The 25,762-nt window shown below is 54.2% G+C and carries 28 protein-coding genes and 5 tRNA genes; 26 read left to right on the top strand and 7 right to left on the bottom strand.

Annotated elements, in window-relative coordinates; genetic code table 11:
• Positions 1 to 44: 44 nt before the first annotated feature.
• The 9 genes from msrB (at position 45) to queF (ending at position 4,622) form a co-directional block, all read left to right on the top strand.
• Positions 45 to 443 (top strand): peptide-methionine (R)-S-oxide reductase MsrB, encoded by a 399-nt coding sequence (gene msrB / locus ACXAD0_RS14765; protein ID WP_475089316.1) that lies wholly within the window; start codon positions 45 to 47, stop codon positions 441 to 443.
• A gap of 48 nt (positions 444 to 491) precedes the next feature.
• Entirely contained in the window at positions 492 to 1,244 is a 753-nt protein-coding gene (locus ACXAD0_RS14760; RefSeq protein ID WP_475089315.1) for a DUF1499 domain-containing protein, read from the top strand.
• A gap of 189 nt (positions 1,245 to 1,433) precedes the next feature.
• Positions 1,434 to 1,509 (top strand) — tRNA-Glu (locus ACXAD0_RS14755).
• Between the two features lie 2 nt (positions 1,510 to 1,511).
• Positions 1,512 to 1,587 (top strand) — tRNA-Gly (locus ACXAD0_RS14750).
• 120 nt (positions 1,588 to 1,707) lie between these two features.
• Positions 1,708 to 1,783, top strand: a tRNA-Glu gene (locus ACXAD0_RS14745).
• Positions 1,784 to 1,823: 40 nt separating this feature from the next.
• A tRNA-Gly gene (locus ACXAD0_RS14740) sits at positions 1,824 to 1,899 on the top strand.
• 166 nt (positions 1,900 to 2,065) lie between these two features.
• Positions 2,066 to 2,998, top strand: coding sequence for an ABC transporter ATP-binding protein (locus tag ACXAD0_RS14735; protein ID WP_475089314.1), 933 nt, complete (start codon positions 2,066 to 2,068; stop codon positions 2,996 to 2,998).
• On the top strand, positions 2,995 to 3,768 hold the full coding sequence (locus ACXAD0_RS14730) for an ABC transporter permease (RefSeq protein WP_475089313.1): 774 nt from the start codon (positions 2,995 to 2,997) through the stop codon (positions 3,766 to 3,768). The genes ACXAD0_RS14735 and ACXAD0_RS14730 overlap by 4 nt, the downstream gene beginning before the upstream one ends.
• A 23-nt stretch (positions 3,769 to 3,791) precedes the next feature.
• Positions 3,792 to 4,622 (top strand): NADPH-dependent 7-cyano-7-deazaguanine reductase QueF, encoded by an 831-nt coding sequence (queF, locus tag ACXAD0_RS14725; protein WP_475089312.1) that lies wholly within the window; start codon positions 3,792 to 3,794, stop codon positions 4,620 to 4,622.
• A 72-nt stretch (positions 4,623 to 4,694) separates the two neighbouring features.
• Here queF and ACXAD0_RS14720 read toward each other — a convergent pair whose 3' ends face one another.
• On the bottom strand, positions 4,695 to 6,095 hold the full coding sequence (locus tag ACXAD0_RS14720; RefSeq protein WP_475089311.1) for an adenylate/guanylate cyclase domain-containing protein: 1,401 nt from the start codon (positions 6,093 to 6,095) through the stop codon (positions 4,695 to 4,697).
• A gap of 335 nt (positions 6,096 to 6,430) precedes the next feature.
• On the opposite strand from ACXAD0_RS14720, the gene ACXAD0_RS14715 reads away from it, so the two are divergent.
• The 3 genes from ACXAD0_RS14715 (at position 6,431) to ACXAD0_RS14705 (ending at position 7,484) form a co-directional block, all read left to right on the top strand.
• On the top strand, positions 6,431 to 6,994 hold the full coding sequence (locus tag ACXAD0_RS14715) for a nitroreductase family protein (RefSeq protein WP_475089310.1): 564 nt from the start codon (positions 6,431 to 6,433) through the stop codon (positions 6,992 to 6,994).
• Between the two features lie 193 nt (positions 6,995 to 7,187).
• Positions 7,188 to 7,275, top strand: a tRNA-Ser gene (locus tag ACXAD0_RS14710).
• Positions 7,233 to 7,484, top strand: a complete 252-nt coding sequence (locus ACXAD0_RS14705; protein ID WP_475089309.1) for a hypothetical protein — start codon at positions 7,233 to 7,235, stop codon at positions 7,482 to 7,484. The genes ACXAD0_RS14710 and ACXAD0_RS14705 overlap by 43 nt, the downstream gene beginning before the upstream one ends.
• A gap of 521 nt (positions 7,485 to 8,005) precedes the next feature.
• On the opposite strand, the gene ACXAD0_RS14700 is transcribed toward ACXAD0_RS14705, so the two are convergent.
• Positions 8,006 to 8,485: a hypothetical protein gene (locus tag ACXAD0_RS14700; RefSeq protein ID WP_475089308.1), complete on the bottom strand. Its 480-nt coding sequence runs from the start codon at positions 8,483 to 8,485 to the stop codon at positions 8,006 to 8,008.
• A 128-nt stretch (positions 8,486 to 8,613) separates the two neighbouring features.
• Here ACXAD0_RS14700 and ACXAD0_RS14695 point away from each other — a divergent pair, with 128 nt between their 5' ends.
• The 14 genes from ACXAD0_RS14695 (at position 8,614) to ACXAD0_RS14630 (ending at position 18,150) form a co-directional block, all read left to right on the top strand.
• Positions 8,614 to 9,756 (top strand): PQQ-dependent sugar dehydrogenase, encoded by a 1,143-nt coding sequence (locus tag ACXAD0_RS14695; RefSeq protein WP_475089307.1) that lies wholly within the window; start codon positions 8,614 to 8,616, stop codon positions 9,754 to 9,756.
• Between the two features lie 459 nt (positions 9,757 to 10,215).
• The gene (locus ACXAD0_RS14690; protein WP_475089305.1) at positions 10,216 to 10,551 is read left to right on the top strand and encodes a hypothetical protein; all 336 of its coding nucleotides are present in this window, start codon (positions 10,216 to 10,218) and stop codon (positions 10,549 to 10,551) included.
• A gap of 156 nt (positions 10,552 to 10,707) precedes the next feature.
• A complete protein-coding gene (locus ACXAD0_RS14685; protein ID WP_475089304.1) occupies positions 10,708 to 11,085 on the top strand; it encodes a hypothetical protein in 378 nt (125 codons plus the stop codon).
• 129 nt (positions 11,086 to 11,214) lie between these two features.
• The gene (locus ACXAD0_RS14680; RefSeq protein ID WP_475086650.1) at positions 11,215 to 11,523 is read left to right on the top strand and encodes a transposase; all 309 of its coding nucleotides are present in this window, start codon (positions 11,215 to 11,217) and stop codon (positions 11,521 to 11,523) included.
• A gap of 8 nt (positions 11,524 to 11,531) precedes the next feature.
• A complete protein-coding gene (locus ACXAD0_RS14675; RefSeq protein WP_475090290.1) occupies positions 11,532 to 12,377 on the top strand; it encodes an IS3 family transposase in 846 nt (281 codons plus the stop codon).
• An 85-nt stretch (positions 12,378 to 12,462) separates the two neighbouring features.
• Positions 12,463 to 12,672, top strand: coding sequence for a hypothetical protein (locus ACXAD0_RS14670; protein WP_475089303.1), 210 nt, complete (start codon positions 12,463 to 12,465; stop codon positions 12,670 to 12,672).
• A 170-nt stretch (positions 12,673 to 12,842) separates the two neighbouring features.
• Entirely contained in the window at positions 12,843 to 13,403 is a 561-nt protein-coding gene (locus ACXAD0_RS14665) for a hypothetical protein (RefSeq protein WP_475089302.1), read from the top strand.
• A gap of 156 nt (positions 13,404 to 13,559) precedes the next feature.
• Positions 13,560 to 14,327 carry a hypothetical protein gene (locus ACXAD0_RS14660; protein ID WP_475089301.1) on the top strand — a complete coding sequence of 256 codons (768 nt, stop codon included), beginning with the start codon at positions 13,560 to 13,562 and terminating at the stop codon, positions 14,325 to 14,327.
• Between the two features lie 136 nt (positions 14,328 to 14,463).
• A complete protein-coding gene (locus ACXAD0_RS14655) occupies positions 14,464 to 14,958 on the top strand; it encodes an FKBP-type peptidyl-prolyl cis-trans isomerase (protein WP_475089300.1) in 495 nt (164 codons plus the stop codon).
• A gap of 120 nt (positions 14,959 to 15,078) precedes the next feature.
• Positions 15,079 to 15,393: a hypothetical protein gene (locus ACXAD0_RS14650; RefSeq protein ID WP_475089299.1), complete on the top strand. Its 315-nt coding sequence runs from the start codon at positions 15,079 to 15,081 to the stop codon at positions 15,391 to 15,393.
• 148 nt (positions 15,394 to 15,541) lie between these two features.
• Positions 15,542 to 15,985 (top strand): hypothetical protein, encoded by a 444-nt coding sequence (locus ACXAD0_RS14645; RefSeq protein ID WP_475089298.1) that lies wholly within the window; start codon positions 15,542 to 15,544, stop codon positions 15,983 to 15,985.
• A 321-nt stretch (positions 15,986 to 16,306) separates the two neighbouring features.
• Positions 16,307 to 17,242, top strand: coding sequence for an alpha/beta hydrolase (locus tag ACXAD0_RS14640; RefSeq protein ID WP_475089297.1), 936 nt, complete (start codon positions 16,307 to 16,309; stop codon positions 17,240 to 17,242).
• Entirely contained in the window at positions 17,239 to 17,772 is a 534-nt protein-coding gene (locus ACXAD0_RS14635) for a hypothetical protein (protein ID WP_475089296.1), read from the top strand. Before ACXAD0_RS14640 ends, ACXAD0_RS14635 begins: the two co-directional genes overlap by 4 nt.
• A 114-nt stretch (positions 17,773 to 17,886) precedes the next feature.
• Positions 17,887 to 18,150 carry a nicotinamide mononucleotide transporter gene (locus ACXAD0_RS14630; RefSeq protein ID WP_475089295.1) on the top strand — a complete coding sequence of 88 codons (264 nt, stop codon included), beginning with the start codon at positions 17,887 to 17,889 and terminating at the stop codon, positions 18,148 to 18,150.
• A gap of 163 nt (positions 18,151 to 18,313) precedes the next feature.
• On the opposite strand, the gene ACXAD0_RS14625 is transcribed toward ACXAD0_RS14630, so the two are convergent.
• The 5 genes from ACXAD0_RS14625 to ACXAD0_RS14605 are packed head-to-tail and all read right to left on the bottom strand — an operon-like array spanning position 18,314 to position 25,753.
• The gene (locus ACXAD0_RS14625) at positions 18,314 to 19,120 is read right to left on the bottom strand and encodes an enoyl-CoA hydratase/isomerase family protein (protein WP_475089294.1); all 807 of its coding nucleotides are present in this window, start codon (positions 19,118 to 19,120) and stop codon (positions 18,314 to 18,316) included.
• Positions 19,117 to 20,901, bottom strand: coding sequence for an acyclic terpene utilization AtuA family protein (locus ACXAD0_RS14620; protein WP_475089293.1), 1,785 nt, complete (start codon positions 20,899 to 20,901; stop codon positions 19,117 to 19,119). The genes ACXAD0_RS14625 and ACXAD0_RS14620 overlap by 4 nt, the downstream gene beginning before the upstream one ends.
• 42 nt (positions 20,902 to 20,943) lie before the next feature.
• A complete protein-coding gene (locus tag ACXAD0_RS14615) occupies positions 20,944 to 22,908 on the bottom strand; it encodes an acetyl/propionyl/methylcrotonyl-CoA carboxylase subunit alpha (RefSeq protein WP_475089292.1) in 1,965 nt (654 codons plus the stop codon).
• A 24-nt stretch (positions 22,909 to 22,932) separates the two neighbouring features.
• A complete protein-coding gene (locus ACXAD0_RS14610; protein ID WP_475089291.1) occupies positions 22,933 to 24,555 on the bottom strand; it encodes an acyl-CoA carboxylase subunit beta in 1,623 nt (540 codons plus the stop codon).
• 46 nt (positions 24,556 to 24,601) lie between these two features.
• Positions 24,602 to 25,753, bottom strand: coding sequence for an acyl-CoA dehydrogenase family protein (locus tag ACXAD0_RS14605; protein WP_475089290.1), 1,152 nt, complete (start codon positions 25,751 to 25,753; stop codon positions 24,602 to 24,604).
• Positions 25,754 to 25,762: the final 9 nt, after the last annotated feature.

The following is a 25,762-nucleotide window of genomic DNA, read 5'->3' as shown; positions in this document are numbered from 1 at the left end:
GGAATGGGTGGCGGGATCTTACACTGCTGAAAAAGAAGGGAAGTATGGCAAAAGAGAAAGACGATAACTACTGGCGCGAACAGCTGACAGAGGAAGAATTTCACGTTTGTCGCAATGCAGGTACCGAGCGGCCGTTCAGTGGAGAGTATTGGGACTGTTTTGAAGACGGGAAGTACCTGTGCCGCTGTTGTGGCGAAGTGTTGTTTGAGTCATCTTCCAAGTTCGACGCAGGGTGTGGCTGGCCCAGCTTTGATGCAGAGGCCACGCCGGGGGTAGTTGCCGAGCGGGCTGACGACAGCCTGGGCATGCGACGGACAGAGATCCTGTGTGCCAAATGCGAATGTCATCTGGGGCATGTATTTCCCGACGGTCCGACAGAATCCGGATTGCGTTATTGCGTAAATTCTCTTTCGGTAAAACTGAATCGTAAGGACGAAACGTAAATAACAGAGCCTATTTAAGGACAAAATAACAAGAGTAAGGAGTTCGCTATGAAGAAGACCCACTGGAGTCGCTGGCTCGTGCGCCTGCAATGGATTCTGCTGCTCGGCATTTTTATGGCCGGTGCCGCCCTGCGCATGGAGTTGCTGCCGTTTGGTACCGTCTTCAAGGTTTTCCAGTACCTCGGGCTGGCGGTGCTGGCCATCGCGCTGGTGTGCATGCCACTGTTTATCTGGGGGCTGATCAAGCGCAACTCTGAAGTGCGCTGGACCGCACTGAAGGGCGTTATTCTCGGCTTGATCCCGATTGCGGTACCGCTGTTCACGGTTGGCAGAGAAAATTTTGAAGTGCCGGCGATCCACGACATTACCACTGACCTGGCGAACCCGCCGGCGTATGTCACGATTTTGTCCCTGCGGGACGACGACGATAACAATCCCGCCTATGAGGGCGAGCGCGTTGCCAAGCTGCAGCGTGAAGCGGGTATTTACGACGACATTCAGCCTCTGGTGGTGGAACCGTCAGTCGCGGTGATGACCCGCAAGGCCGGTGAGGTCGCCGAGTCGCTGGGCTGGCGGGTTGTGGCCATTTCGCCGGAGCAGGGGCGTGTGGAAGCGGTTGATCGTACGCCACTGTTGGGTTTCCGCGATGACGTTGTGGTGCGGATTACCGAGCATGAGGGCGGCAGCAAGGTCGATGTGCGTAGCAGCTCGCGGGTGGGTGTCAGTGACCTGGGGGCCAACGCCCAGCGTATCCGCACCTTCCTTGAGGCGCTCAAGCAGAAGGTGAGGGAGGCGGAATAGGCAGCCGGCTTGCCGCGCCTTCGAGGCTTGTTGCGGGGTTGCGGTAAGTGCCTGACTCTAAAAGGAAAAAAACTAGAAAAAGTTTCTGGAAGGGTGTTGACAGTCCCCCGGTCGCTCCATAGAATGCGCCCCACTTCTGACGCAGAGCACGACGCCAAACGGCGACACAGCAAAGCCCAGAAGGTCCGGGTCCCCTTCGTCTAGAGGCCTAGGACACCGCCCTTTCACGGCGGTAACAGGGGTTCGACTCCCCTAGGGGACGCCACTGCGGGAATAGCTCAGTTGGTAGAGCGCAACCTTGCCAAGGTTGAGGTCGCCGGTTCGAACCCGGTTTCCCGCTCCAGTTTGATTGCCCGTTATCGGGTGACCTTCGGGTCCGAGATAACAGGTTGCCAGCGAAGATTTTGCTGGCGATGCCACGGACAGTGTGGCAGCATTCGGCATCTGCCGAAAGCAAGTTTCTGTCCCCATCGTCTAGAGGCCTAGGACACCGCCCTTTCACGGCGGTAACAGGGGTTCGACTCCCCTTGGGGATGCCAATAAGACCCGGCAGCAATGCTGCCGGGTCAACCTGAAAAAGCGGGAATAGCTCAGTTGGTAGAGCGCAACCTTGCCAAGGTTGAGGTCGCCGGTTCGAACCCGGTTTCCCGCTCCAGTATTAAAGCCGCTCTTTGAGCGGCTTTTTTATTGCCTGATTTTTGCCTTCAATAGAACGTTGTACGTCTCTTTATGCGTGGGCGCAAAATGACCCCACGGGATACCCGGTTGAAATCTGGTTGGCGAGCGCGTTGAATATGCGCTCCATTTTGCAGGAGTCCTCCATGACCGCCGCGCTCTCCATTCGCGATCTCGAGAAAACCTACGATAACGGCTTTCAGGCGCTGAAAGGCATCAGCTTCGATGTGCAGCCGGGGGATTTCTTTGCATTGCTGGGCCCCAATGGCGCCGGCAAGTCCACGACCATCGGCATTATTTGCTCGCTGGTGCGCAAAACTGGTGGGCAGGTGTCGATCTTTGGCGTGGATATCGATGAGGACTTTGCGGCGGCCAAGCAGCAGCTGGGTGTGGTACCGCAGGAATTCAACTTCAGCCAGTTCGAGAAGGTCTTCGACATCGTCGCCACCCAGGGCGGCTTCTACGGCATGCCGCGCAAGCTCGCCGAAGAGCGCACCGAAAAATACCTGCGCAAGCTGGGGTTGTGGGACAAGCGCGCCTCGCAGGCGCGGATGCTGTCCGGGGGCATGAAGCGTCGCCTGATGATTGCGCGCGCCCTGATCCACGAGCCCAAATTGCTGATTCTCGATGAGCCCACTGCAGGCGTCGACATCGAGCTGCGCCGTTCTATGTGGGCCTTCCTGCAGGAGATCAACGAGCAGGGCACCACCATTATCCTGACAACTCACTATCTCGAAGAGGCAGAGAGCCTGTGTCGCAATATCGCCATTATCGATAAGGGCGAGATTGTTGAGAACACCTCGATCCGCTCGCTGCTGAAGACCCTGAATAAAGAGGTCTTTATTCTCGATACCCGCGAGACCATGCGCGAGTGCCCGGACCTGGGTGATTTTGAGGGGCAGCTCATTGACGAGAACAGTCTTGAGGTGACGGTCGAGAAAGGGCAGTCATTAAATGAGGTGTTCCTGGCATTGGGTAAGCAGGGGCTTGCCGTGGTGAGCATGCGCAACAAGGCGAACCGCCTCGAGGAGCTGTTTGTGTCGTTGCTGGCAGAAGACAAAGAAGGGGATAGCGAATGAACGCGGTAGCCATCTGGACTTCATTCGCGACCATTTTCCGCCGGGAAGTGCGTCGTTTCATGCGTATCTGGCCGCAGACGCTGGTGCCACCGGTCATCACCATGTCCCTGTACTTCGTGATTTTTGGTGCGTTGATCGGCAAGCGTATTGGCGAGATGGGTGGTTTTTCCTATATGGAGTTTGTGGTGCCCGGCCTGATTATGATGGCGGTGATTACCAACTCCTACTCCAATGTGGTGTCTTCCTTTTACAGCGCCAAGTTCCAGCGCAACGTCGAGGAGCTGCTGGTTTCGCCGACGCCCAACTGGGTCATTATGGCGGGCTATGTGCTGGGCGGCGTGGCGCGCGGCCTGATTGTGGGGCTGGCGGTCACTACCATTGCGCTGTTGTTTACCGATCTGGAAATTCAGCACCTGGGCCTGACGGTGCTGGTGGTGTTCCTGACCGCGGTGCTGTTCGCGCTGGCCGGCTTTATCAATGCCATCTTTGCCAACAGCTTTGATGACACCTCGATTATTCCGACTTTTGTGCTGACGCCGCTGACCTATCTGGGTGGTGTGTTCTTCTCGATCCAGATGCTGTCGCCGTTCTGGCAGGCGCTGACCAAGCTGAACCCGGTCTTGTATATGGTCAATGCGTTCCGCTATGGCGTACTGGGCGTTTCCGATATTCATGTGGGTTGGGCATTTGCCGGGGTGGTGCTGTTTATCGCGGCGTTGTCCTGGTGGGGGCTACACTTGATGGCCCACGGCAAGCGCCTGCGCCACTAACCCGATGTATCACCGAGTGACCGATGGATAGAGAAGACTGGCAAAACCTGCCCCTGGGACGTGAGACCCAGTACGAGTCGCGCTACAACGCCGCGTTGCTGCATCCCATTCCGCGCAAGGTGTCCCGCGCCCAGCTCGGGCTGGATGGCCCGCAGCTGCCGTTCCAGGGAGCCGACGAGTGGTGGGGTTTTGAGTTGTCGTGGCTGAACCCGAAAGGGCTGCCGCAGGTGGCGGTAGGGCGGTTTACCTTTCCTGCCAGCAGCCCCTCGATGATCGAGTCCAAGTCGTTCAAGCTGTACCTGAACTCGCTCAACCAGACCGAGTACGCAAGCATTGATGCCGTACACGAGACGTTGGTGCGTGACCTGTCTGCTGCCGCTGGTGCTGAAGTGCAGGTGGAGCTGCTGGATGTGGAAGATCCGTCGCTAAGCACCGGCAGGCCCCAGGGGTTCTGTGTCGACAAGCTGGATATTGCCGTCGACGGATATCAGCCGGATGCCAAGTTGCTGGCGATCGATCCCGGGCGCGGTGATGTGAGCGAGACGCTTTACAGCCACCTGCTGCGCAGCAATTGCCCGGTGACCGGTCAACCGGATTGGGCCACCGTACTGGTGCGCTACCGTGGTCCGGCGATTGTGCCCGAGTCATTCCTCGCTTACGTGGTTTCATTCCGCGAGCATCAGGACTTCCATGAACACTGTGTCGAGCGTATGTTCTGCGACTTGCAGGCACTGGCGGACTTTGGCGAGCTGACCGTCTGCGCGCGATATACCCGCCGCGGAGGCCTGGATATCAATCCGCTGCGTACCCTCGGCACAGATCTCTCCCAGCCGCCGCGTCTGGCACGTCAGTAAAATTTTCTGATTATCGGGCCGGATGATGGCCAGTGAAGAAGGAGGCTGCCCGGATTCGGTGCCGGGCAGGGGTCAGACGATGGTCTTGCTGCGCAGGGTCGAGGCAGCCTTGTCCAGCGCCTGCAGTACCTTGTCGCGGTCGTAATTGCGAATCTTGTCGAGATCCAGGTGGATCGAGAAGCCCGGCGCGTGATCCTCCAGGTAGCTCTGCTGGCCGCCCAGGTTTTTGCGCAGGTCGGTAACCTGGTACACCTTCACCGGGGTGCTGAAGCCCTTCACGGTCACATGGCCCTTGTCGCGGCACATGACGGACTGTTTGATCAGTGCCCAGGTCTCGTGGCTGATCAGGATCTCGCCGGGCTGGGCTGCGCCTTCCAGACGTGCCGCCAGGTTCACGTGGGTACCCATCACCGTGTAAGACTGGTGGTTGGCGGTGCCGAAGATACCCACCGTGCAGTAGCCGGTATTGATGCCCATGCGTACCTGCAGCGGGCGGGAAATTCCCTTGTTGTACCACTCCTGGCGCATCTCGCGGGCGCGCTTGCGCATGGCCAGTGCCATGGCGACACAGCGCAGTGCGTCAGACTTGGGCCCCTTGCTGTCATCATCGCCAAACACCACCATGACCGCATCGCCGATGAACTTGTCGATGGTGCCGCCGTACTGTCCGGCGATCCGCGCCATTTCCGACAGGTAGCTATTGAGCAGCTGGGTCAGGGTTTCGGCCTCCAGCTCTTCGGTCAGCTGGCTGAAGTCTTTGATATCGGAGAAGAATACGGTCAGTAGTTTGCGCTCGGTCACCAGCTCGCCCTCGCGACCGGTGGTCACTGCACGCCACAGGCGCTGGGGCAGGTACTTGGACAGCTTGTAGGTACGCATCTTGTTGACGTGCTGGTCAGCGGTCAGCGAGCGGTTGGTGCGCTGCAGCTGCGCGATTTGCTTGTGGGTATAGAAGGCATGGGCACAGAAGTAAGTGAACACCCCGATCAGGCTGGCGGCGCTGATATTGAGGTCGGCGTTCACCACCAGGTTGGGCTCGTGCAGCAGGTAGCCGGCGCCAATCCCCAGCGCCAGGCCAGTATTGTGCTCCAGCCAGCGGCGCCCACCACCCTCGGTCAGTGCATTGAACTGCACCATGGTGACGAACAGCAGCGAAGGCAGGATTGTGAAGTCGGCCAAGGCAATGGCTACGCCGATCAGGGTAGCATCGGTAAATGACAGCCAGCGGCGAACGGTACCGGCGTTTTCTGCGCTGACCGATTTGGCCACCTGAAACGCAATACCGATATAGGCGAGCATGACCATGGCCATGCCCAGCACAATAATTTTGTCCAGATCCCAGGGGGCGGACCACTGCACGGCATTCAGCAAAGTGCCTGCCGCGGCAAAGCAGATCAGAGTACGGAAATACAGCGGGTAGCGGGTTTCTCGCTCCCGGCCGCCTTGATCCTGTGGCTGCTCCAGCGTCGTCATCGTTTTTTTCTTAATATGACTGGATAAAGAAAATACTACGCAGTCAGGTTGTGCCGGTCTTTGTCGGTCAAAACCTGTCTGGTCGGTCCCCAATAAACCGCAAGTGTACTCCTCAAAGGGGGTCCTTGGGAAATCCTCAGTGTGACCGTTTGTTACTCGAATTGCCTTGCGCGCGCCGTGAGAAAGTCATCCGGCTTTTTGCGTCGAGAGCCTCGGGAGATTTCTGCGACGGCAAGGTGGAATCCAGTCCTGATTCGAGCCGGATGCATCGGCGTCAATCGCGTTATGCGGTAAACTCCGCCAGCGACAACATTCTCCAGCCACAGGATCACACCATGGACGCTCTTGAAGCCCTGCATAACCGGGTATCGACTGGCCTGCTCACTGAGCCTGCTCCGAGTGAAGAGCAGCGCCAGCAGTTATTTCGCGCTGCACTGCGGGCCGCAGATCATGGTTGCCTGAGGCCCTGGCGTTTCCTGCAGATCGAAGGCGAGGCCCGCAAGCGTCTGGGCGAGATCTTCCTGGCTGCCAGTGAGCGGGGCGCTGTGGAACCCTTGAGTGACGCTCAACGTGAGCGCTTCCTCGCTATGCCCCTGCGGGCCCCGTTGATCATTGTCGCGATCAGTTCACCGGTCGAGCATCCCAAGGTGCCAGAGCTGGAGCAGCGCATGTCCACCGCCGGTGCGGTGCAGGCCCTGCTCACCGCCGCTTTCGCCCAGGGCGTGGGAGCCTACTGGCGCACCGGTGTGCTCGCCAGCGAACGGCCCGTTGCCGATGCCCTAGGCCTGGCGCCCAATGAGCATGTCGAAGGCTTCATCTATTGCGGCACCCCCCAGAAAGCCCCGCGTCCGGCACCGAAGCTGGAAGTGAGCGAATACGTCCGCCAGTGGGAGGGGTAGAGCCCCCGCAGCACCCCGCGAACGGCGCATAAAAATTCCTGACCCAACGCTTGCGCCCCGCGCCCCATTTGCGTATAGTGCGCCCTCGCTGATCGGGGGCCTATGTTGCTGATTAGCAAGGCAAAACGCCAATTCCCGCAGGCGTGCGGGCTGACCGGAAACGGAGACAGCGAACAACGCCACAATCAGTTTCGGTGAGGTGTCCGAGTGGTCGAAGGAGCACGCCTGGAAAGTGTGTATGTCGAAAGGCATCGAGGGTTCGAATCCCTCCCTCACCGCCATTAAACAAAAAAGCCCGGCTTCCAGCCGGGCTTTTTTGTTTAACCGCGCTGCGGGCGGGCAAGAACCCTCGCGGTTCGACAAGCGGCCAGCGGCCGCGCAGGGCGCCGCCTTGGCGGCGGGCGAAGCCCGAGCGCACAGCGCGAGCCCATCCCGACCGGATTATCACTGCGAACTCTATCAGCGCTTCCAGCCGGGCTTTTTTGTTTAACCGCGTTGCGGGCGGGTGAGAACCCTCGCGGTTCGACCAACTCGCAAAGCGAGTTGGGACCGAGGCGCAGCCGAGCCCGCAGGGGCAAAACACGCAACCGCGTGTTTTGAGTCAATCCCGACCGCATTATCACTGCGAACTCTATCAGCGCTTCCAGCCGGGCTTTTTTGTTTAACCGCGCTGCGGGCGGGTGAGAACCCTCGCGGTTCGACCAACTCGCAAAGCGAGTTGGGACCGAGGCGCAGCCGAGCCCGCAGGGGCAAAACACGCAACCGCGTGTTTTGAGTCAATCCCGACCGCATTATCACTGCGAACTCTATCAGCGCTTCCAGCCGGGCTTTTTTGTTTAACCGCGCTGCGGGCGGGTGAGAACCCTCGCGGTTCGACCAACTCGCAAAGCGAGTTGGGACCGAGGCGCAGCCGAGCCCGTAGGGGCAAAACACGCAACCGCGTGTTTTGAGTCAATCCCGACCGTATTATCACGACGAATTTACCAAGCGCTTCCAGCCGGGCTTTTCTATTTAATCTGACTCGCTTCTGTTGTTCGCGGCCCATCGGCACCCGTACACAAACACAAGCCCCGCTACCAGTCCGGCCAAACACTGCCCCAGTAATCCCCCCATGCCGCGCGTGCTGGCAATCAGGCTGACATTGAAAATCGGATGCATCGCAGCGAAGAAAGCCAGATAGGCAATTACCCCTCCAACCGGATAAACAATCGTGGCGGGGAGTCCGGTAAAACGGCGCAACAGGCCCATAACGGTAAACCCAATCGCGAGACCAATGGCGATCACAGTGCCGTAGCCTGGCAGCAGTCCGGCGATGTCGCGGCCGGTTGCCACCAGTCGGTCTTGCCAGCTGATTTGCACACCGAGTTCGGTCAGGCCGGATAACACCACCTGAGTGTGAATGATACTGCTCAGCAGGAAGGCAACAACAACGGCCAACAGGTAAGACAGGAACACGGCCGATTTACGAATAGCGGTTTTTTCTTTATTCATGGCAACGACTATCGCACAACTTTGACCTTGCGCGAAGTGTTTGAGGTGTAGGGCAGTGGCTGGGGCGGCCGCTGTAGTGAATAAGGGTTCTGGGGTATAGTTTCCGGAAAAATAAAGGGAGTGCGCAAGTGCCAGTCAAAATCAATGCATGGATGGGCATGATGTCCCTCGCCCTGTTCTCGGTTGTTGCGACCGCGAAGCCTCCGCAAAAGGTCCCCCTGCGAGCAGAGGTCAATAGTGATGCGTTTATCGTTTCCGAATTGAACACCGATTTGCAGCTGCCCTGGGGGCTGTCTTTCCTGCCAGATGGTCAGATGCTGGTGGCAGAGCGGGGTGGTCGCCTGGTGATGCTGGATGCAGACGGCGGCAACCTGCGAGAGATCGAGGGCCTTCCGGAGATCTATGTTAAAGGTCAGGGCGGCCTGTTCGAGGTATTGCCGGCTCCTGACTTTGCCGATACCGGTGAAGTTTTTGTCTCGTATGCGCACGGAACTGACAAAGCCAACGGCACCCGTATTAGCCGGGCCATCCTGCGTGTTGGTCGTCTTCACGACCTGAAACCAGTATTCACCGTCGCCCCCTTAAAAGACACTCCCGTTCATTTCGGTGGGCGTATGGCCTTCCTGCCTGATGGGACCCTGTTGCTCACCACCGGTGATGGCTTCGATATGCGCGAGGATGCGCAAAAACTGGACAACCTGCTTGGTAAGGTCGTACGCATCAATCGCGACGGCAGTGTTCCGGCCGATAACCCCTATGCAGACAGAAAGGGGCCTGGTGCAAAGGTCTGGACCTATGGCCATCGCAACCCTCAGGGGCTGGTTTACAACGCGACCACTGGCAACGTGATTCTGCATGAACATGGACCTGCCGGTGGGGATGAGGTCAATATCCTGCAGGCCGGTAAGAACTACGGTTGGCCAGTGACCACCTACGGAAAAGACTACTCCGGTGCGATTATCTCGCCGTTCACCGAATACGAAGGTATGGAGCAGCCGCTGTTGCACTGGACCCCTTCGATTGCCCCCGCGGGCCTGGCGATCTACCGCGGTGATCTGTTTCCACAGTGGGATGGCGACCTGATGGTAGCGGCACTGGTAGCCCGCCACCTGCGGTTAGTCGATATGGAGGATGGCAAAGCCGTGGCACAGCAGGTCCTGCTTTCCGATCTCGGGGAGCGCATACGGGATGTGCGTATCGGACCGGAGGGCGCCATCTATCTGTTGACCGACAGCACTGAAGGCAAGTTGCTCAAGCTCGAGCCCCGCTGACCATTAATAATGGGCTGCGTTGCTTTGATAAGCTCGCAGCCTTTCTGCTGTCTTACTTCTTCGAATATTGCCCGCTGTAACGGACGGCCCCAATTCCGATACGGAGTGTGGGCCTGGCGTATGACTAGTAACAATCGCAGTGAGGTACAATAGGATTTGCCTTGGTGGCGCGTGTATCTGTATCGACGATACATATAGCCACATTGACCAGTATCTAGATGCGGCTCGGCAAAAATTACAATAATCTTATTGAAAACAATCGCTTAACTCGCCCAGGGATATTTTGAGATACTGGGCAGGGTGGTTGTTTATGCAGAGTGGGAAATTAGAAAGAATATCCCGTAACCTTGACGCCACGGGGGCTTCAGCGCATTCTGGCGCTCATTCAATAAAAAGATAATAGGCCAGTACATATGGCCACTTTGATCAGTATCTAACTGTTATGCATAAGGAGGTAATGTGAAGCCTTCAGAAACCGAACATGGAAAGTTAGCTTTAGAATTCGCGAATGCTTTAGTGAGCGGCGATTATTCTCTCGCCCAACGTTTAATTCATTTGAGCGAAGAGGTAGACCTCGAAGCCGAGTTCATGGAAATGATTGAGTATGGAGATGGGCCTGTTACCAATGTTGAAGTGATGAATGAAATGGTTTCTTGGCCAAGAAGGAAAGAGGATGATGTTGGCTGGGCTTATGTAGCCCTTATCGGCGAGGGATTTTCTGAGGCTGTTGCAGTTGTCGTGTCAAAACTTAATAATTCAGTAATAATCACAGACGTAGAGTGGGGGCGCCCGTAATGCATAACAAGCCGCAGCAATCGCTCCCGTTGGTCGCAGGGACAGCCAAAACGCTGCGCTTATTTGTCTGCCCCTGTGCGGGACGTTATGTTTTCGCACTGAATTGAGTATATGCCACGAATAATTTTGATATTGCTGCTAATGGTTATGGCCTCCGTGAACGTAATACTGGACTTTACTCGTGGTGAGGTTGCTCCTGCTATCAATTCGTGGGTCGTTTTTTCTGTACTGGCTTGCGGTTTTGCCACCGCATTTCCAGCAGGGGTTGCGTTTTTAATCTCGGCCAAAACAAGATTCAACATTGCGGGAATCAAAATCTATCGTTTAGCTTCTGATTTCGTTCTTGGTATAAGTTTGTTGGCTTGGTTTTATTTACTAGTCATTCGCGAACGCCCAGAATATTATGAAGGCGCATCACATTTGTATGTTGCAACTTGGCCTGTACTACTTGGAGCAATTGCAATAGTTTTGTATTTAATCTGTTTGTTGGTTCAAGGCACGCATTGGACAATCAAACATAACAAGGTGCTGTAGTCGCTGCGCTGGGACCTCCGTTCCGCTACGCTTCACTACGGCCCCTAAGCACGGCGTTAGGGTGAAGACTTACCCACGTTTAGTAGACACCCTGTATAGTTAGGTTTCGGCCTAACACGGAGGTGTACCATGGGTAAGAAAAGAACTCAGGCGTATACGGAAGAGTTCCGCAGAGAAGCGGTTAAGAGGGCAGAGAGGCCCGGTGCGACAACCGCATCAGTTGCTCGGGAGCTTGGTGTCAGTGCCCAGCAGATCTATAACTGGCGTCGACAGTTTCGGCGACTGTCCGAAAAGCAGTTCAATAGCCTGGATGGCGTTGACTATTCCAAACAGGAAAGTGCGGAAGTTCGCAGGCTGAAGAAGGAACTGCATGAGGCTCGGCAGGAGGTCGAGTTCCTAAAAAAGGCAGCTGCGTACTTTGCGAACCACCAAGAGTAAAGTACGCACTGATACAGGAGCATGTGGGACTATTCCCGATAGGCTTGATGTGTCGGTGTTTGGAAGTCTCAAGATCGGGATATTATCGTTGGCTCGGCCGCTTGGTGTCCCCTAGAGCTCTGAGAAGGGTTCGGATAGCCGAGAAGGTGAGGGAGACCTTTGCAGAGTTTAGAGGCCGCTATGGAGCGCCCAGAATCACTCGGGAGCTTCAAGAGGCGGGTGAGCCATGCTCAAAGAACTATATCGCTGCGCTTATGCGAAAGGAACATATAAGAGCGAGAAACGGCAAAGGCTTTCGATACAGCAAACCGGCTGAAGCCAATATCAACGTCGCGGCCAACTTGCTTAAGCGCTGTTTCAATGTGGATCAGCCAAATCGCCGTTGGACTAGTGATATTACATACATCTGGGTGCGAGATCGCTGGTTGTACCTGGCCGTAGTGATGGATCTCTACTCTCGGCGTATCATCGGCTGGGCGTTCGATTCCCAGATGAGCGATGAATTGACGCGGCGGGCGTTGAAGATGGCTTTGGCGCAGCGACAATCGAGGCCTGGATTGATTGTTCACTCTGACAGGGGGGTCCAATATCGGTCGCAGAAGTATCAGGATCTATTGTCTGAGAATAAGTGTAAGCCCAGCATGAGCCGTCAGGCCAACTGTTGGGATAATGCCGCAATGGAGTCCTTCTTTAGTCGACTAAAAGTTGAATTGGTCTACGCAGACCCGTTCCAAAGTGAAGAACAGGCGAAATCCGAAGTGTTTGAATACATCGAGGTTTTCTACAATAGGATCCGTAGGCACTCCGCCTTGGGCTATGTGAGCCCGGCAGAGTATGAGCGCAAATGCGCATAGTTAGAATGTCTACTTTTTGTGGGTAAGACCAGGTGCGGACATAGTTCGTGGAATTAAATAAGAAGAAAGTAAGCGGTTTGCATTGATGAGTTTATTTAAAAAAATTTGGCGTGGCTGGGCAGTTGGTGTAAGTGTCGTCTTTATGCCAATTTTTCTTCTGGTCGCGTTGCTATCTGATGAGGCATCAGATCAATTGCTGTATGCGATACCTGTAGTGCCATTGATCGCAGCACTTCAGGGACTTTTAGTTGCTGCACTAGTGGTTCTCGGTCTTAAAATTTGGCCACCAAAGTAAATTGAGTGAACACCCTAACAAGCACAGGCAGTAAAGCTCCGGCCCGTTGGGCCTCCGCGGGACAGCTTACCTTGTGCACCTTTTGCACAGGTCGCTACGCTCCCATTTTTGCGCAAAAGGCGCACAAGGTAAGCCGCCCCTGCTGTGGGCGTTAGGATTCTCTGAAAGTCATGCAAAATATCACCATCACATGCGCTGTTTTGATATTAATTGCATTTGTTTCCTTTTATTCTCAGGAAATCATCCAAAGTAATCAAAAAATTGTGAGAGATCCGGTCAGTGAAGAAGTATCTCCCTTTCTTGCTACGTCACTTCGCTCTGGAAGTCTATTTGAGCAAAAGTTAAAAAAAGAAATTGTGAGGTTCTCTCTATACAGATCATTTGAAGATGCAATTTGGATAACTCTAGATTTAAACGAAGGTAAGATGTATATCGAATCTCGTGACTTTGATATGGGCGCTCAGCAAGGTAAGAAACTTGACCTCTCTGTCAAGGTCGATTCTCAGTATGTAAAAGCCGTTAAAACCGAAATTGCGGAATCATATCTAGAGGCTAAAAAAGAAGACGGCGAGCACGGTCTGGATGGGTCAACGTGGATCATAGAGTTAACGTGGAATGGTAAGTATTACGCAAGTGATGTATGGAGCCCTGAGCTTGGTCCAGAACATCAGTTGGGTAGTTTATTATTTGGTCGAGCGCAGCAATATGCTTCACTCGGCCTCCTGTACTAATCCTAACAAACGCAAGCAGATAGCTACGGCCCTCCGGGCCTCCGCGGGACGCCCAACGCTATGCACATTTTGTGCGAGTCGCTGCGCTCCCAGTTTCGCACAAAATGTGCACAGCGTTGGTCGCCCCTGTTGCGGGCGTTACATGCAAAGAAACTTATGAGCTCTACTTTGAGAATAATTGGGGTCGTTGGGGTACTTCTATTTGGTGTCCTATTTTCTGGGACATTTTTGTCGCCGGAGAAAATTGAAAGTTCCGCTAAAGGATTTGTTAAGTACCAAATTGAAAAAGAAATTCGTGAAAATCAGAAGAAACTTAGTGAATCATCAGTGACAGAGGCGGCACTTAAAGCAGCTGAAAAACTGGGTCTAGAAAGAGAGCAGCTTCAATCTAATTTAGAGAATGAACTTCCCGAAAAAATTGCAAGCGTAATCGCCTCCATGTGTGGTTATGATTGCGAAAAGAAGAAGGTGATAGCTAAATCAATAGCTTCGAGCTATGTAGATAGGATTAAAAGTATCAAAGTTGCCGAGAATACTTTGGCTTCTGTCGTTAAAGGGAAGTATCTTGAGATTATAGGTAACTTGAAACTCGATCTTAGAATATTTCTTGGTTCAAATTTTTTAATGTTTTTAATTTTGCTAGCTGTATCATTCGCAAAACCAAGTTCGATGCAGCATTTATTCTTGCCTGGAATATTGCTTGTGCTGGCAACCGCCGTATCTTCTTTAATCTACATTCTTGGCCAGGATTGGTTCTACACAATCTTGTACAACGACTATATGGGTTATGTTTACATCATATATATAGCTGTAATTTTTGCACTTTTGATGGATGTAGTATTGAACAAGGGTAGGGTCACAACTGAGATTGTTAACGGTATAGCCAACGCTGTCGGTTCAGCGTTCTCGGTGGTCCCGTGCTAGAAGCATGTAACAAGGCGCTGCAGACCGACGTCTAACTTTGTGCACTTTATGCGCGGTCGCTACGCTCCCATTTTCGCGCATAAAGCGCACAAAGTTAGCCGCGGCTGAGCGCGGCGTTACGTTTTTAGGGGAATCTATGAAATACGTAAAGTTGATAGCAGTCTCTTCTGCTCTATTTTTGGCAGCGTGCTCACAGATAGAAAGCACCGGAAACCCGCTCGCAGCGCAGAATTTGGCTGATTCAAAGGCCTGGCTTCGGGAAAATCTTAAAGCAGAGGGTGTAGTTAGTACGCCATCGGGTCTGCAGTACAGAGTACTATCCAGCACAAATGGCAGTGGCTGTAAGCCGAAGAGGAACTCTACGGTAAAAGTTCACTATGATATGCGTTTGGCGAAAACTGGATATGAATTTGATAGTAGCTTTAAAAGAAGCATGCCTTCTGAATTCCCGCTGAGTCAAATGATAGATGCCTGGGGGGTAGGTATTCCAATGATGGAAATAGGGGATTCCTGGGAGTTTTATATTCCCCCTGAATTAGCATATGGGAGCAAGGGTTCAGGTAGCTTAATACAGCCAAATGTCGTGTTGGTTTCTAGAGTAGACCTTCTAGGTTCCAGTAATTGCCGGTAAAACATAGCCAGTATGTGAAGGGTGGCTCCATACGCCGTGCTCCCGTTTTTGCGCAAGATGTGCCCGGAATTGCCGCGGTTGAGTGCTGGCTGAAGTGTTTTTATGTCCAAGGAGGAGTAGATGAAAAAAGTAGCATTTTTATCCGTGATGCTTGTACTGACCGGTTGTGAGGCTGCATTCGATGCAGCTTTTACTGAAATTGGCAAGGCGGGCCTAGAGGAAGCCTGTGGTGAAGAAAACTCTGAATGCTTATTGGCAGTAGATTCTCAGTTTTCGTTCTGTCACGAGCAGTATAGAAAAGAGTGGAAGGACTACATGGTGGCGGGTTTCTCGGAGGAAGATGAGAAACTTGATATTTATATGGAAAAAATTGCTCTCTGCATAGTGGATGAAGAGGGTATTCCCTATTTTGAGTTTGCTTCAAGCAGCAGTTAACCTGAGCGTTAAGTGCGGTTCTATAAACTTTTCTTCGATTTTCAATTTTCTCGCTGCGCTCACAAATTAACGATGAACCGAGGCGTTGCGAGTCGAATCTTATTTTTGTGGGTAAGATCAATTTAGATCGCAATAGATAGTAGTCAATATGAACAGATTGAAAAGTTTCCTTAGGTCTATAGCCGCTGTAGCTGTGGGCTACAGTATGTTCAATATTTCAACTGGATATATCGTAACTCCGATTATTTCAAGGTCTATTCGTGTGTATTTTGAGCTTGATTTTCAAGTGTCGCTCGCTGTCGATTTGATCATCAACTTTTTTGTGTATACCGTTGCCGTATGGCTATCCTGCCTAATTTCAAAAGAGTTTGTTCGTTTTACTTCTCTTATGATCGCTGCCCTAACTGCAGCTACATACAATATCCAAATCGCTATCCCAGATTTGCAATCTGGAGCTTATACGTTGTGGTATATCATCGGAGTTAATCTTGTTGTTATTTTGGGTAGTCTTCTCGTTGCCCACGGTATGCGGAGAGCTAATTCACAGCTTAACTCGGAATACAGTGCCAGTACGCCTCCATCCGTCGGCTGAACCCTGTCTTTGAATCATGAAAGAGACTATTGCCGGTATCACATTTATATTGATAATTCTGAGTTTTTTCTTAGTTGTTATCCCACTTTTTTTGGTCTTGATGACGAAAAAAGAAGGGAGGTTCTCTGTTTTTTGCCGGAATAATCGCTCTTTTGGCGTTATATTGGCCGCATCACTATTAGTGTTTTTGATGGGGAATTTTATTTCTCTGGCTTTCCACATCTATCAACTACTTGTACTTTTGGTGCTTGTCTCATGGAGTGCAGTTAATTTCCCCCGGTTTATGGGCCGGCAAATGAGGGTGCTGAAGAGATATTTGCCTTGGGTAAAGTAAAAGGCATAGTAATCCCCGGTAATCGTTTCCGCTGGTCACAGCGTCTATCATATCGTTGGCATGGTGTATGCCTGGACGAGATCGACATGCCTGGATTGACACGCCTGATACTAATCGCCGTTGTTGGCTTTGCCACGTCAAGCTGTTTCGCCCTGGATGTATCGATACGAAATGCGACTTCGATTCGCTACGAATCTGAGCTGCTGGGTAGGGCTTATACGGTCTCGATCAAGCTCCCGAAGAGCTATACACGTGATGAAAAGCGGATGTACCCTGCAGTTTATGTCCAGGATGCACCGTATACATTTGGGGTGGCCGCATCTACGACACATTTTACACCCCTGGACGATATCATCATTGTGGGGTTGGGGTTTGCCGAGGGTGAAAACGGTCAGTTTAGTCGCGTTCGGGATCTGACGCCGGAAGCGGATGCCTCCTGGAAGTCGTATGAGACTGGGGGCGCCGGGAAGTACTTTGAATTTATATCGAGTGAACTCATCCCTCATATCGAGTCGAAGTACCGCATTGATCCCGGCCAAAGAGTGTTTGCCGGGCAATCACTTGGAGGCTCATTTGGTGCTTGGATGTTGCTGGAGCACCCAGGCTACTTCTCGGGTTACGTCCTGACGAGCCCATCCTTTTGGTATAAGGACGATGTAATCCTCGAATACGAGGCGCAATATCATGCTGCGAACAAGCAGCTGAACGCAAAGGTTTATCTCGCAACAGGCGCGTTTGAAACCCCGGACCATGGTATGCGTCAGGATATGGTGGATGGCCACCGGCGGTTTGTGGAGAGGCTAAAGTCTCGCAATTACGTGGGTTTGGAGCTAAAGGATGAAATAGTGGATGGCACTGACCACTACACCACCTTTCCTGTGGGTCTATCAAAGGGACTGAACTGGATATTTGTTGAACGATGAATCGAGTCGGTTATAAGCACCAAAGGCATTTACCGGATCTGGCGACGACAAAGTTGGCAGTCGCGATGGTTTTTTTTATGTTCATCTTGACTGGTTGTACTGGCCTTGCGGCTGAATTGAGTTGTGCAATCGACGGGCCTATCGAACAAGAACCAACGGAGAAGGTAGCCCAGTTCAGTATCTATGCCGAATACACGGTAGATGGAGAGACAGTAGAAGCTCGGGATGTCCTTACCTGTCGTTATGCAGGGCGCGCATGTGATGGAACAGGGCTTCATAACAAGTGGCAGTCATCCCTTGGTCGGGGCGGTAATAACTTCGCTTTGAGTCGGCTTGACGATGGTAGGCGAATTGAGATTGTTGTCGGTCAGTGTTCGGAGTTGGTAAAAGGCGGGATTAGTGAAGATCCATTCATCATCGTCGCTAGCAAAAAGAATGGCATCGAATCCGGTTTAACTGTGACGCCAGAAGTATTAAGTCGTGATTATTCTATAAGGGTTTCTGGGTACCGTGTTACAAGAAGGCTCTGAGCACTAATTGCACATTTGTCTAGCCCAGGTGTTCGCTGACTCCTCTATTCGCAGGCAGCTATTGCAGTTGCAATGTCTGTTTGCTTCGCTGACTGTTTTGGCTGGTTGTAATGTATGACGTCTCTATTTGAGTATTACCTTGTCGACTGGATTGCGATGACTTTGAGTCTCATCTCAGTCTATTTGTTGGGTAATAAGAATCGCTTCGGGTTTCTTCTGTTTGCCGTTTCCAATGCGATGTTCATTTTCCTCGGATTGGTGTGGATGGATAGTATTGGTATTGCGGTCGGGAATATTATATTTCTGGTGATGAATATCCGGGGTTATCTGCACTGGGGCAGGGGCGATGATGCCGGGCGTCACGCCGGTGGGGCTTGATTAGTCGGGCTTGGATCGGATTGGTTGATGATCACGCATTCGATCGGTTTGCGGAGCGAGGAAGGATCATGCCGGGCAGGGGCCCTGTCAGGGTGATGGTGGGGTGTTTTGAGCTACCGTCTGCACGGACATTACTGCCGTGCAGAATGCTGAATTCTCTCTCTCAGTCCCAATTTGGCTGGCGTTTTTCCAGGAAAGCCGTAATGCCCTCTATCGCATCGGGGCTCTGCAAGCAGGTATCCAGTTGCTCGCGCAAAGTTGGCAGGGCATTGTCGAAGGACATGTCGTCCTGCTGAACAAAAGCCTTTAATCCCATACTCATGGTGCCAGGCGCCAGGCTGGCGAGTTCAGTCGCCAGGTTCTGTACCTGATCCTGGAGCGCATTCGCGGGCACTGCCTGATTAATTAGACCAAACCGTTCGGCCATTTCGGTCGAGATCGAGTTGCCACGCATGACGAAATCCAGTGCGGCGCGTTGCGGCATGGTCCGGAAGAGTCCGGCCATGACCATAAATGGCCAGATGCCACGTTTGATCTCTGGTGCTGAAAACTTTACGCTCTCTGCCGCAATCACATGGGTGGCATTGCAGAGGAATAGCAGTGCGCCGGCGTAAACACTCCCCTGGACACAGGCGATAACCGGTTTATACAGATGGCGGAGCCGCAAGGCGATGTCGTCTGCGGTTCCCCGGATAGGCACCGTGGACGTGCTTTCCTGGTTGCTGCTGCTCATGGCGGACAGATCACCGCCAGCGCAGAAAATGTCTCCGTTTGCGGCCAGTACGACCACGCGTACTGCGCGCTCCTGCTTGGCGTAGTCGAGGGCGTAGAGAATCTCCTTCGCCATTGTCGGATTAATCGCATTCTTGCGTTCGGGCCGATTGAGGCGGATGGTCAGGATGTGGTCATTTTCTTCCACTTCAATGGCCTCAAACACCAGGCCGTGCAGGGACAGTTGAGCTTCGGTCATACGGGGTCTTCATCCATGTGCAGTGCTTTGGTCAGGGAGACGGGTACCTCGATCCACTTCGCCCGCAGGTATTCCCCCATCGATTTTGCCTGAGGATCCATGCGTACCGAGGAGGCGACACCCTCTCCGAGGATACCCTTGATATAGAAGTTGAGTGCGCGGATGTTGGGTAATTCATAACGGTCTATGTCAAAGCCGGCAGTTTCCGGCATTAACTGCTTGAGCAGATCGGTTGTCAGGACGCTGTGGAGATAGCCATAGGCTTCCTCGCTGGTTGCCCATACACCGATATTGGCACAGCCACCTTTGTCCCCAGACCGGGTACCGAATAGCCGGCCAAAAGGAATCGACACGGTTTCTCCCGTCGGGGGAGGGGGAATCGAGCCAGGGTCGGTTTGATAGCGAACCGGCTCGATACCGAGTTGGCTGGTGGGCACGATCTCGGTCACGCTATCGTCGAGGTGGACCTGCTCGATGATGTGCTGGCTGCCAACCAGTGTTGGCCAGTAGACCAGAAAAGTCTCACCATTACCGATCGGGTTGATAACGCCAAAGCCGGGGATGTTTGCCAACGCCAGTTCCACCATCTTGGCAGAGAAGAGACGACCAACTAGATCTTTATCCGGTGACTTGGCAATGATGCGTAATCGGGCGAATGCCTGTTCATTGGTATGCGGGTTTTCTTTGTCACTGCGTACCAGTTCGATGGAAACCGAATCGAACTGTTCCTGACCGCCGACATTCTTGAAGAAGGTGTCGGTGATGATTTTGGCTTTGGCTTCAATATCGAGCCCGGCGAGTAAAATCTCGAAACCGTTGCGAAAGCCTCCGAGAGTGTTAACACAAACCTTGTGACTGGATGGGGGGCTGGAACCCTTGCAGCCGCTGACGTACACGCGGTCGTCGCCCACCTGTTCCAGCTGCAGGGTATCGAAATGGCCGATGACATCCGGGTTGAGGTACGCCGGATCGCTGATTTCGTACAGGAGCTGCGCCGTGACCGTGCCGACCGAGACCAGGCCTGCGGTGCCCGGGTGCTTGGTGATCGTAAAGTTGCCACTGGCTTCGATCTCGGCAATCGGATAACCCGGATTGTCAAAACTGGGCACTTCCTCGAAGAAGGCATAGTTGCCGCCGGTGGCCTGCTGGCCGCACTCGATGATATGGCCTGCTGCCAGGGCGCCCGCCAGTGCATCATAGTCGGAGCGCTGCCAGTTAAATTTCCATGCGGCAGGGCCGATGACCACGGCAGCGTCGGTGACACGTGGGCAAATGACGACGTCTGCCCCCTGGTCCAGTGCCTCTTTAATACCCCAGGCGCCCAGGTAAGCATTGGCGGTGAGCAGAGTATGGTTGCTATCGGCCAGTACCTCGCCGGTATCGAGATTGCGAAACGCCTCGTCATTGGCCTGCAAGTCTTGCATACGCGGTGCCAGATCATCGCCATCGATATAGGCAACCTTGACGTCGAGGTTCAGTTCAGTGGCAATCTCCCGTATCGCTTCGGCCATGCCGGCAGGATTGAGCCCGCCGGCATTGCTGACGATTTTGATGTTGTGCTCGATGCAGTGCCGTAATACCTGTTTTACCTGCTTCAGAAAAGTGCCGACATAGCCGGTATTACGCTGCAACTTTTGGCCGTAAAGGATGGCCATCGTCAGTTCGGCCAGGTAATCCCCCGTGAGCACATCAATGGGACCCCCTTCGACCATTTCTCTGGCCGCGGATAATTTGTCCCCATAGAAGCCGCTGCAGTTGGCGATTTTGATCGTTTCAGTCAACGTGGTCTTCCCGTCTATGGTTGGTCTCTCAGAGAATGTGTGTCAGGCACTCTCTACGCTCACCAGTAATTGTCTGGTTTTAACCTGCTGGCCTGCCTCACAACTGATCCCGGACACCGTGCCACTCATCCCGGCCTTTAGCGGATGCTCCATCTTCATGGCTTCCAGTACTACTAGGGTCTGGCCGGCTTCCACGGAATCGCCCTCACTGACGAGTACTTCAACAATGGCGCCATCCATCGTCGCCTTGACCTGGCCACTGGCCGCACTGCTGGCAGTGGTGGCTGGCTGGTAGGTGACATCTTCCAGGATAAAGTGGCCACTGCCGTCATCCAGATACAGGGTGTCTCCGTCGAAAACGTAATGCAGGGTTTCCTGGATCCCGTTTTCGATATACGCACATTGCTGATTGCCGAATGCAATCAGTGCGAGCTCCACGCGTTCTTCGCCGATGCTGATGATGTAGTGGCCCGGCTGCTCTTGAATGGTGATGGTGCTGGGTTGCCCATCGAAAGAGAGCTTGAAGACGGTCTCCGGGCTGATCGCGCGGCTCCAACTGGGCTCGGCTTGTGGCCCTGCGTCGATGTTCTGCTGCAGGTAGAGCAATGCCGCTTTTGCCAGGGTGGCAGTGGACGGTTGCTTCTGTTGCACGCTCGCATCGTCTGCAAAATGCTGCTCAATAAAGGCGGTGGTCGCCGCACCAGCCCCAAATACTTCGTGTCGCAGAATATTGTGCAAGAACAGCTTGTTGTTGTTGACGCCCAATAGTTGGGTGTCTTGTACGGCAGAAGCCAGCCGACGAATGGCGTCTGGCCGGTTGTCGCCGTAGGCGATGACCTTGGCCAGCATTGGATCGTAGTAGGGACTGATGTCCTGTCCGGCCTGAATGCCATGGTCCATCCGGATACCGGCGCGTGCGGGGTAGTTCCACGCGCGTACCATGCCGGTTTGTGGCATAAATTGGTTGCGCGGGTCCTCGGCATAGAGTCGCACTTCCACCGCGTGGCCTGTCAATGCGATCTGGTCCTGTGTCAGTGGCAGGGCCTCGCCGGCGGCGACCTTCAATTGCCAGGCCACCAAGTCCTGGCCGGTGATGAGTTCCGTCACCGGATGCTCGACCTGCAAGCGAGTATTCATTTCCAGGAAGTAAAAGTTCTTGTCCTTGTCGACCAGAAATTCGACGGTGCCGGCACCACGGTAGTTGCAGGCTTTGGCAGCGTTCACTGCGGCCTCGCCCATCCGCTGGCGCAGGCCGGGGTCCACAAAGGGGGAGGGGGCTTCCTCGACCACCTTCTGGTGACGGCGCTGGATGGAGCAGTCGCGCTCACCCAGATAGACGGCATTGCCGTGTTCGTCGGCAAATACCTGTATCTCAATATGGCGCGGCTCAATGACGGCGCGCTCCAGAATCAGCTCGCCACTGCCAAATGCGCTTTCCGCTTCGGAGCGCGCGGTGCGGATTTGCTCGGCAAGCTCATCCGGCCCTGTCACCAGTCGCATACCACGACCGCCACCGCCGGCGGATGCCTTGACCATCAGGGGAAAGCCGACTTCCTCTGCCCTGGACAACAGGGTTTCGTCAGACTGGTCTTCACCCTGATACCCGGGGATGCAGGGGACTCCGGCGTCCAGCATGGCCAGCTTGGACAGCCGCTTGCTGCCCATGAGCTGAATGGCTTCACTGCGGGGGCCAATAAATACCATGCCCTGCGCTTCGCAGGCCTCGGAGAAGTCCGCATTTTCTGAGAGAAAGCCATAGCCAGGGTGGATGGCATCGGCGCCCGTCTGCCGCGCAGCGGCCAGGATCTTGTCAGCCGACAGATAGGACTCGCTGGCTGGTGCCGGGCCGATACATACGGCCTGATCGGCAATCCGGACGTGCAGGGCGTTGGCATCGGCCTCACTGTAGATGGCGACCGTCCGGTAGCCCAGGTCGCGGGCAGTGCGGATCACCCGCACGGCAATCTCGCCGCGGTTGGCGATCAGTATTTTGGTCATATTTCGCATGATGATGAATCCTCAACTGAGCGCTTATAAGCGACCGATACCAAAGGTACTGGTATTGATGGTACGTTCGTCGGCTTCACGGCAAACACTGAGGGCAAAGGCCACCACAGCGCGGGTGTCGGCGGGATCGATGATGCCGTCATCCCAAACCCGTGCGGTATTGGCAAGCGCATTCGATTTGGCTTCCATGGTTTGGATGGTGTCTTTCTCCAGGGCGTCGACCATCTCACGCATTTCATCGGTGATTTCGCCCATGCGTGCCATTTTGGTTTCCGCCACCTGGCGCAAAACACTGCCGGCTTGCGCGGGGCCCATGACCGAGACCACACTGCGCGGCCAGGCAAACAGGAAGCGCGGATCCATGCCGCGGCCCGCCATGGCGTAATTGCCGGCGCCGTACGAACCGCCCACGAGCATGGTAATCTTGGGTACGGTGCAGTTGGTTACCGCCTGAATAAACTTGGCACCGTGTTTGATAATGCCGGCTTGCTCCGGCTCTGTACCCACCAGAAAACCCGTGGTGTTGCACAGGAACAGCAGGGGTGTGCCCGATTGCTCACACAGCTGGATAAACTGCGCTGCCTTGACTGAACCTTTGGCGGTTATGGGGCTGTTGTTTCCAATGACGCCGCAGGGATACCCTTCGATATCAATGTGGCCACACAGGGTGCCGCTATCGAGTTGCCCTTTGAACTCCAGAAAATCTGAGCCGTCGGCGATACGTGCAATCACTTCGCGCATATCGAAGGGCGTCTTTGGATCTTCGGGAATGATGCCGCGGAGCTCTTCGGCGGCGTAGAGCGGCTCGCGATAAGTTACTTCGGCACGCTGGGGCTGGTTCTTGTTCCAGCCGAGCTTTTGCATCACTTCTCGGGCGATGCGAATGCCATCGGCATCGTCTTCTGCCAGATAGTCGTTGGTGCCGGCCATTTCACTGTGCATCTCGGCGCCCCCTAACTCTTCATCGGTGGCAATTTCACCGGTGGCGGCTTTCAGCAGGGGAGGGCCGGCCAGATACATGGTGGATTGTTTGCGCACCAGAATCAGGTAGTCAGACAGGGTCGGCTGGTAGGCGCCGCCCGCGGTCGCACTGCCATGTACCACGGTAATTTGAGGAATACCGGCGGCCGACATACGGCATTGCTGGGCAAAGCCTGCACCGGATTCGCCGAAGAAGTCCCCAATGAGTTTAAGGTTGCCGCCGGCACTCTGTGCCAGCACGACCATGGGCAATTTGTTTTCAAAGGCCAGTTGCATGGAGCGCATGCGCTTCTTGCCCCCCAGCGGGGTGATACTGCCGCCCTTGGTCAGGAAGTCATCAATGGAAACCATACAACGCACGCCGGCGATATAGCCGATACCGGCGATGCAGCTACCGCCTGCTGCGGAGCCATCCAGGTCTTCTTCCTGCAGGTAGCCGCACAACGTCGACAGTTCGAGAAACGGGGATCCTGCGTCCAGCAGCAAGCTCAGGCGTTCTCTTGGAGAGATAAAGCCTTTCTTCAAATAGCGCGGCGCCTTGGCCTGCGCTGCGTCAATCACGCGACGTTCAATGCCGCGAAATTCCTCGACGGCTGCATTCATCACGGCCGCGTTCTGTTGGAATGCTGCGGACTGGGTATCTAGTTGGGATTCGATCACCGCCATTACGGTCTTCCTGTTGTCATTGTTCTTGGATCGCTAGAGAGAGCGGTTAGCCGCGCGGAAGCGTGCCCATTTTCTTGCAAATAATACTGAGCATGACTTCGTCAGCACCGCCGCCAATGGAGGCCAGGCGCATATCGCGGTACGCGCGAGAAACGGGGTTGTCCCACATGTAGCCCATGCCACCCCAGTACTGCAGGCAGGCATCGGTCACTTCACGCTGCAGCCTGCCGGCTTTGAGCTTGGCCATGGATGCCTTGAGGGTGACATCATCCCCATGGATATAGCCTTCCACGGCGTCATAAGTGAGCGCACGCAGGGCTTCGATTTCGGTCTGTAATTCGGCCAGGCGGAAATGGATCACCTGCTGGTCCAGTAACGGCTTGCCAAAGGCAACGCGCTCGCGGGTGTATTCGATAGTGCTGTTGATGCAATGCTCCATGGCCTTGAGGCCACCAGCCGCACAATACAGGCGCTCCTCCTGAAACTGCATCATCTGATAGGCGAATCCCATGCCTTCTTCCCCAATCAGGTTTTGCTGCGGTACGCGTACGTCATCAAAAAAGATCTGCGCGGTATCGGAGGAGCGCATACCGAGCTTGTCGAGTTTTTCCGAGAAGGAGATACCAGGGGTTTTGGTGGGGACCACAATAAGGGACTTGCTCAGGTGTGGATTATCGCCACCGGTATTGGCCAGCAGGCACAGGTAGTCTGCCTGGGTCGCGTTGGTGATCCACATCTTGCTGCCGTTGATGACATAGTCGGATCCGTCTTTTACCGCGGTGGTTTTAATATTGGCGACATCGGAGCCGGCCTGCGGTTCGCTGACTGCAATGGAACAGACTGCATCACCGGAGATGGCCTTGGTCAGGAACTCCTGTCGGATATAGTCGCTGCCGAACTTTGCCATTGCCGGTGTTGCCATATCGGTTTGTACTCCGATGGCCATGGAGACCCCGCCGCTGGCGATACGTCCCAGTTCTTCGGAGAATACGATTTGGTAGCTGTAGTCGAGCCCCATACCGCCATACTCGGTAGGTTTGGCAATACCCAACAGGCCGAGATTGCCCATTTTCTTGAACAGGGTGTGGGCGGGGAATATGCCGTCTTTTTCCCACTGATCGCAGTAAGGGTTGATTTCTTTATCGATAAACTGGGCAATGGTATGGCGTATGGCTTCGTGTTCCGGGGTGAGTTTCATCGAGATTCC

The organism is Microbulbifer sp. ABF4_148, from assembly GCF_056158985.1.
Note: the sequence above shows the minus strand (reverse complement) of the source record. Positions and strands in the feature narration are given on the sequence as shown.

Bases quoted from the DNA above. Each gene is read 5' to 3' on its own strand.
- msrB (WP_475089316.1), top strand. From the start codon at position 45: ATGGCAAAAGAGAAAGACGATAACTACTGGCGCGAACAGCTGACAGAG.
- ACXAD0_RS14760 (WP_475089315.1), top strand. From the start codon at position 492: ATGAAGAAGACCCACTGGAGTCGCTGGCTCGTGCGCCTGCAATGGATT.
- ACXAD0_RS14735 (WP_475089314.1), top strand. From the start codon at position 2,066: ATGACCGCCGCGCTCTCCATTCGCGATCTCGAGAAAACCTACGATAAC.
- ACXAD0_RS14730 (WP_475089313.1), top strand. From the start codon at position 2,995: ATGAACGCGGTAGCCATCTGGACTTCATTCGCGACCATTTTCCGCCGG.
- queF (WP_475089312.1), top strand. From the start codon at position 3,792: ATGGATAGAGAAGACTGGCAAAACCTGCCCCTGGGACGTGAGACCCAG.
- ACXAD0_RS14720 (WP_475089311.1), bottom strand. From the start codon at position 6,095: ATGACGACGCTGGAGCAGCCACAGGATCAAGGCGGCCGGGAGCGAGAA.
- ACXAD0_RS14715 (WP_475089310.1), top strand. From the start codon at position 6,431: ATGGACGCTCTTGAAGCCCTGCATAACCGGGTATCGACTGGCCTGCTC.
- ACXAD0_RS14705 (WP_475089309.1), top strand. From the start codon at position 7,233: ATGTCGAAAGGCATCGAGGGTTCGAATCCCTCCCTCACCGCCATTAAA.
- ACXAD0_RS14700 (WP_475089308.1), bottom strand. From the start codon at position 8,485: ATGAATAAAGAAAAAACCGCTATTCGTAAATCGGCCGTGTTCCTGTCT.
- ACXAD0_RS14680 (WP_475086650.1), top strand. From the start codon at position 11,215: ATGGGTAAGAAAAGAACTCAGGCGTATACGGAAGAGTTCCGCAGAGAA.
- ACXAD0_RS14670 (WP_475089303.1), top strand. From the start codon at position 12,463: ATGAGTTTATTTAAAAAAATTTGGCGTGGCTGGGCAGTTGGTGTAAGT.
- ACXAD0_RS14665 (WP_475089302.1), top strand. From the start codon at position 12,843: ATGCAAAATATCACCATCACATGCGCTGTTTTGATATTAATTGCATTT.
- ACXAD0_RS14660 (WP_475089301.1), top strand. From the start codon at position 13,560: ATGAGCTCTACTTTGAGAATAATTGGGGTCGTTGGGGTACTTCTATTT.
- ACXAD0_RS14655 (WP_475089300.1), top strand. From the start codon at position 14,464: ATGAAATACGTAAAGTTGATAGCAGTCTCTTCTGCTCTATTTTTGGCA.
- ACXAD0_RS14650 (WP_475089299.1), top strand. From the start codon at position 15,079: ATGAAAAAAGTAGCATTTTTATCCGTGATGCTTGTACTGACCGGTTGT.
- ACXAD0_RS14645 (WP_475089298.1), top strand. From the start codon at position 15,542: ATGAACAGATTGAAAAGTTTCCTTAGGTCTATAGCCGCTGTAGCTGTG.
- ACXAD0_RS14635 (WP_475089296.1), top strand. From the start codon at position 17,239: ATGAATCGAGTCGGTTATAAGCACCAAAGGCATTTACCGGATCTGGCG.
- ACXAD0_RS14630 (WP_475089295.1), top strand. From the start codon at position 17,887: ATGACGTCTCTATTTGAGTATTACCTTGTCGACTGGATTGCGATGACT.
- ACXAD0_RS14625 (WP_475089294.1), bottom strand. From the start codon at position 19,120: ATGACCGAAGCTCAACTGTCCCTGCACGGCCTGGTGTTTGAGGCCATT.
- ACXAD0_RS14615 (WP_475089292.1), bottom strand. From the start codon at position 22,908: ATGCGAAATATGACCAAAATACTGATCGCCAACCGCGGCGAGATTGCC.
- ACXAD0_RS14610 (WP_475089291.1), bottom strand. From the start codon at position 24,555: ATGGCGGTGATCGAATCCCAACTAGATACCCAGTCCGCAGCATTCCAA.
- ACXAD0_RS14605 (WP_475089290.1), bottom strand. From the start codon at position 25,753: ATGAAACTCACCCCGGAACACGAAGCCATACGCCATACCATTGCCCAG.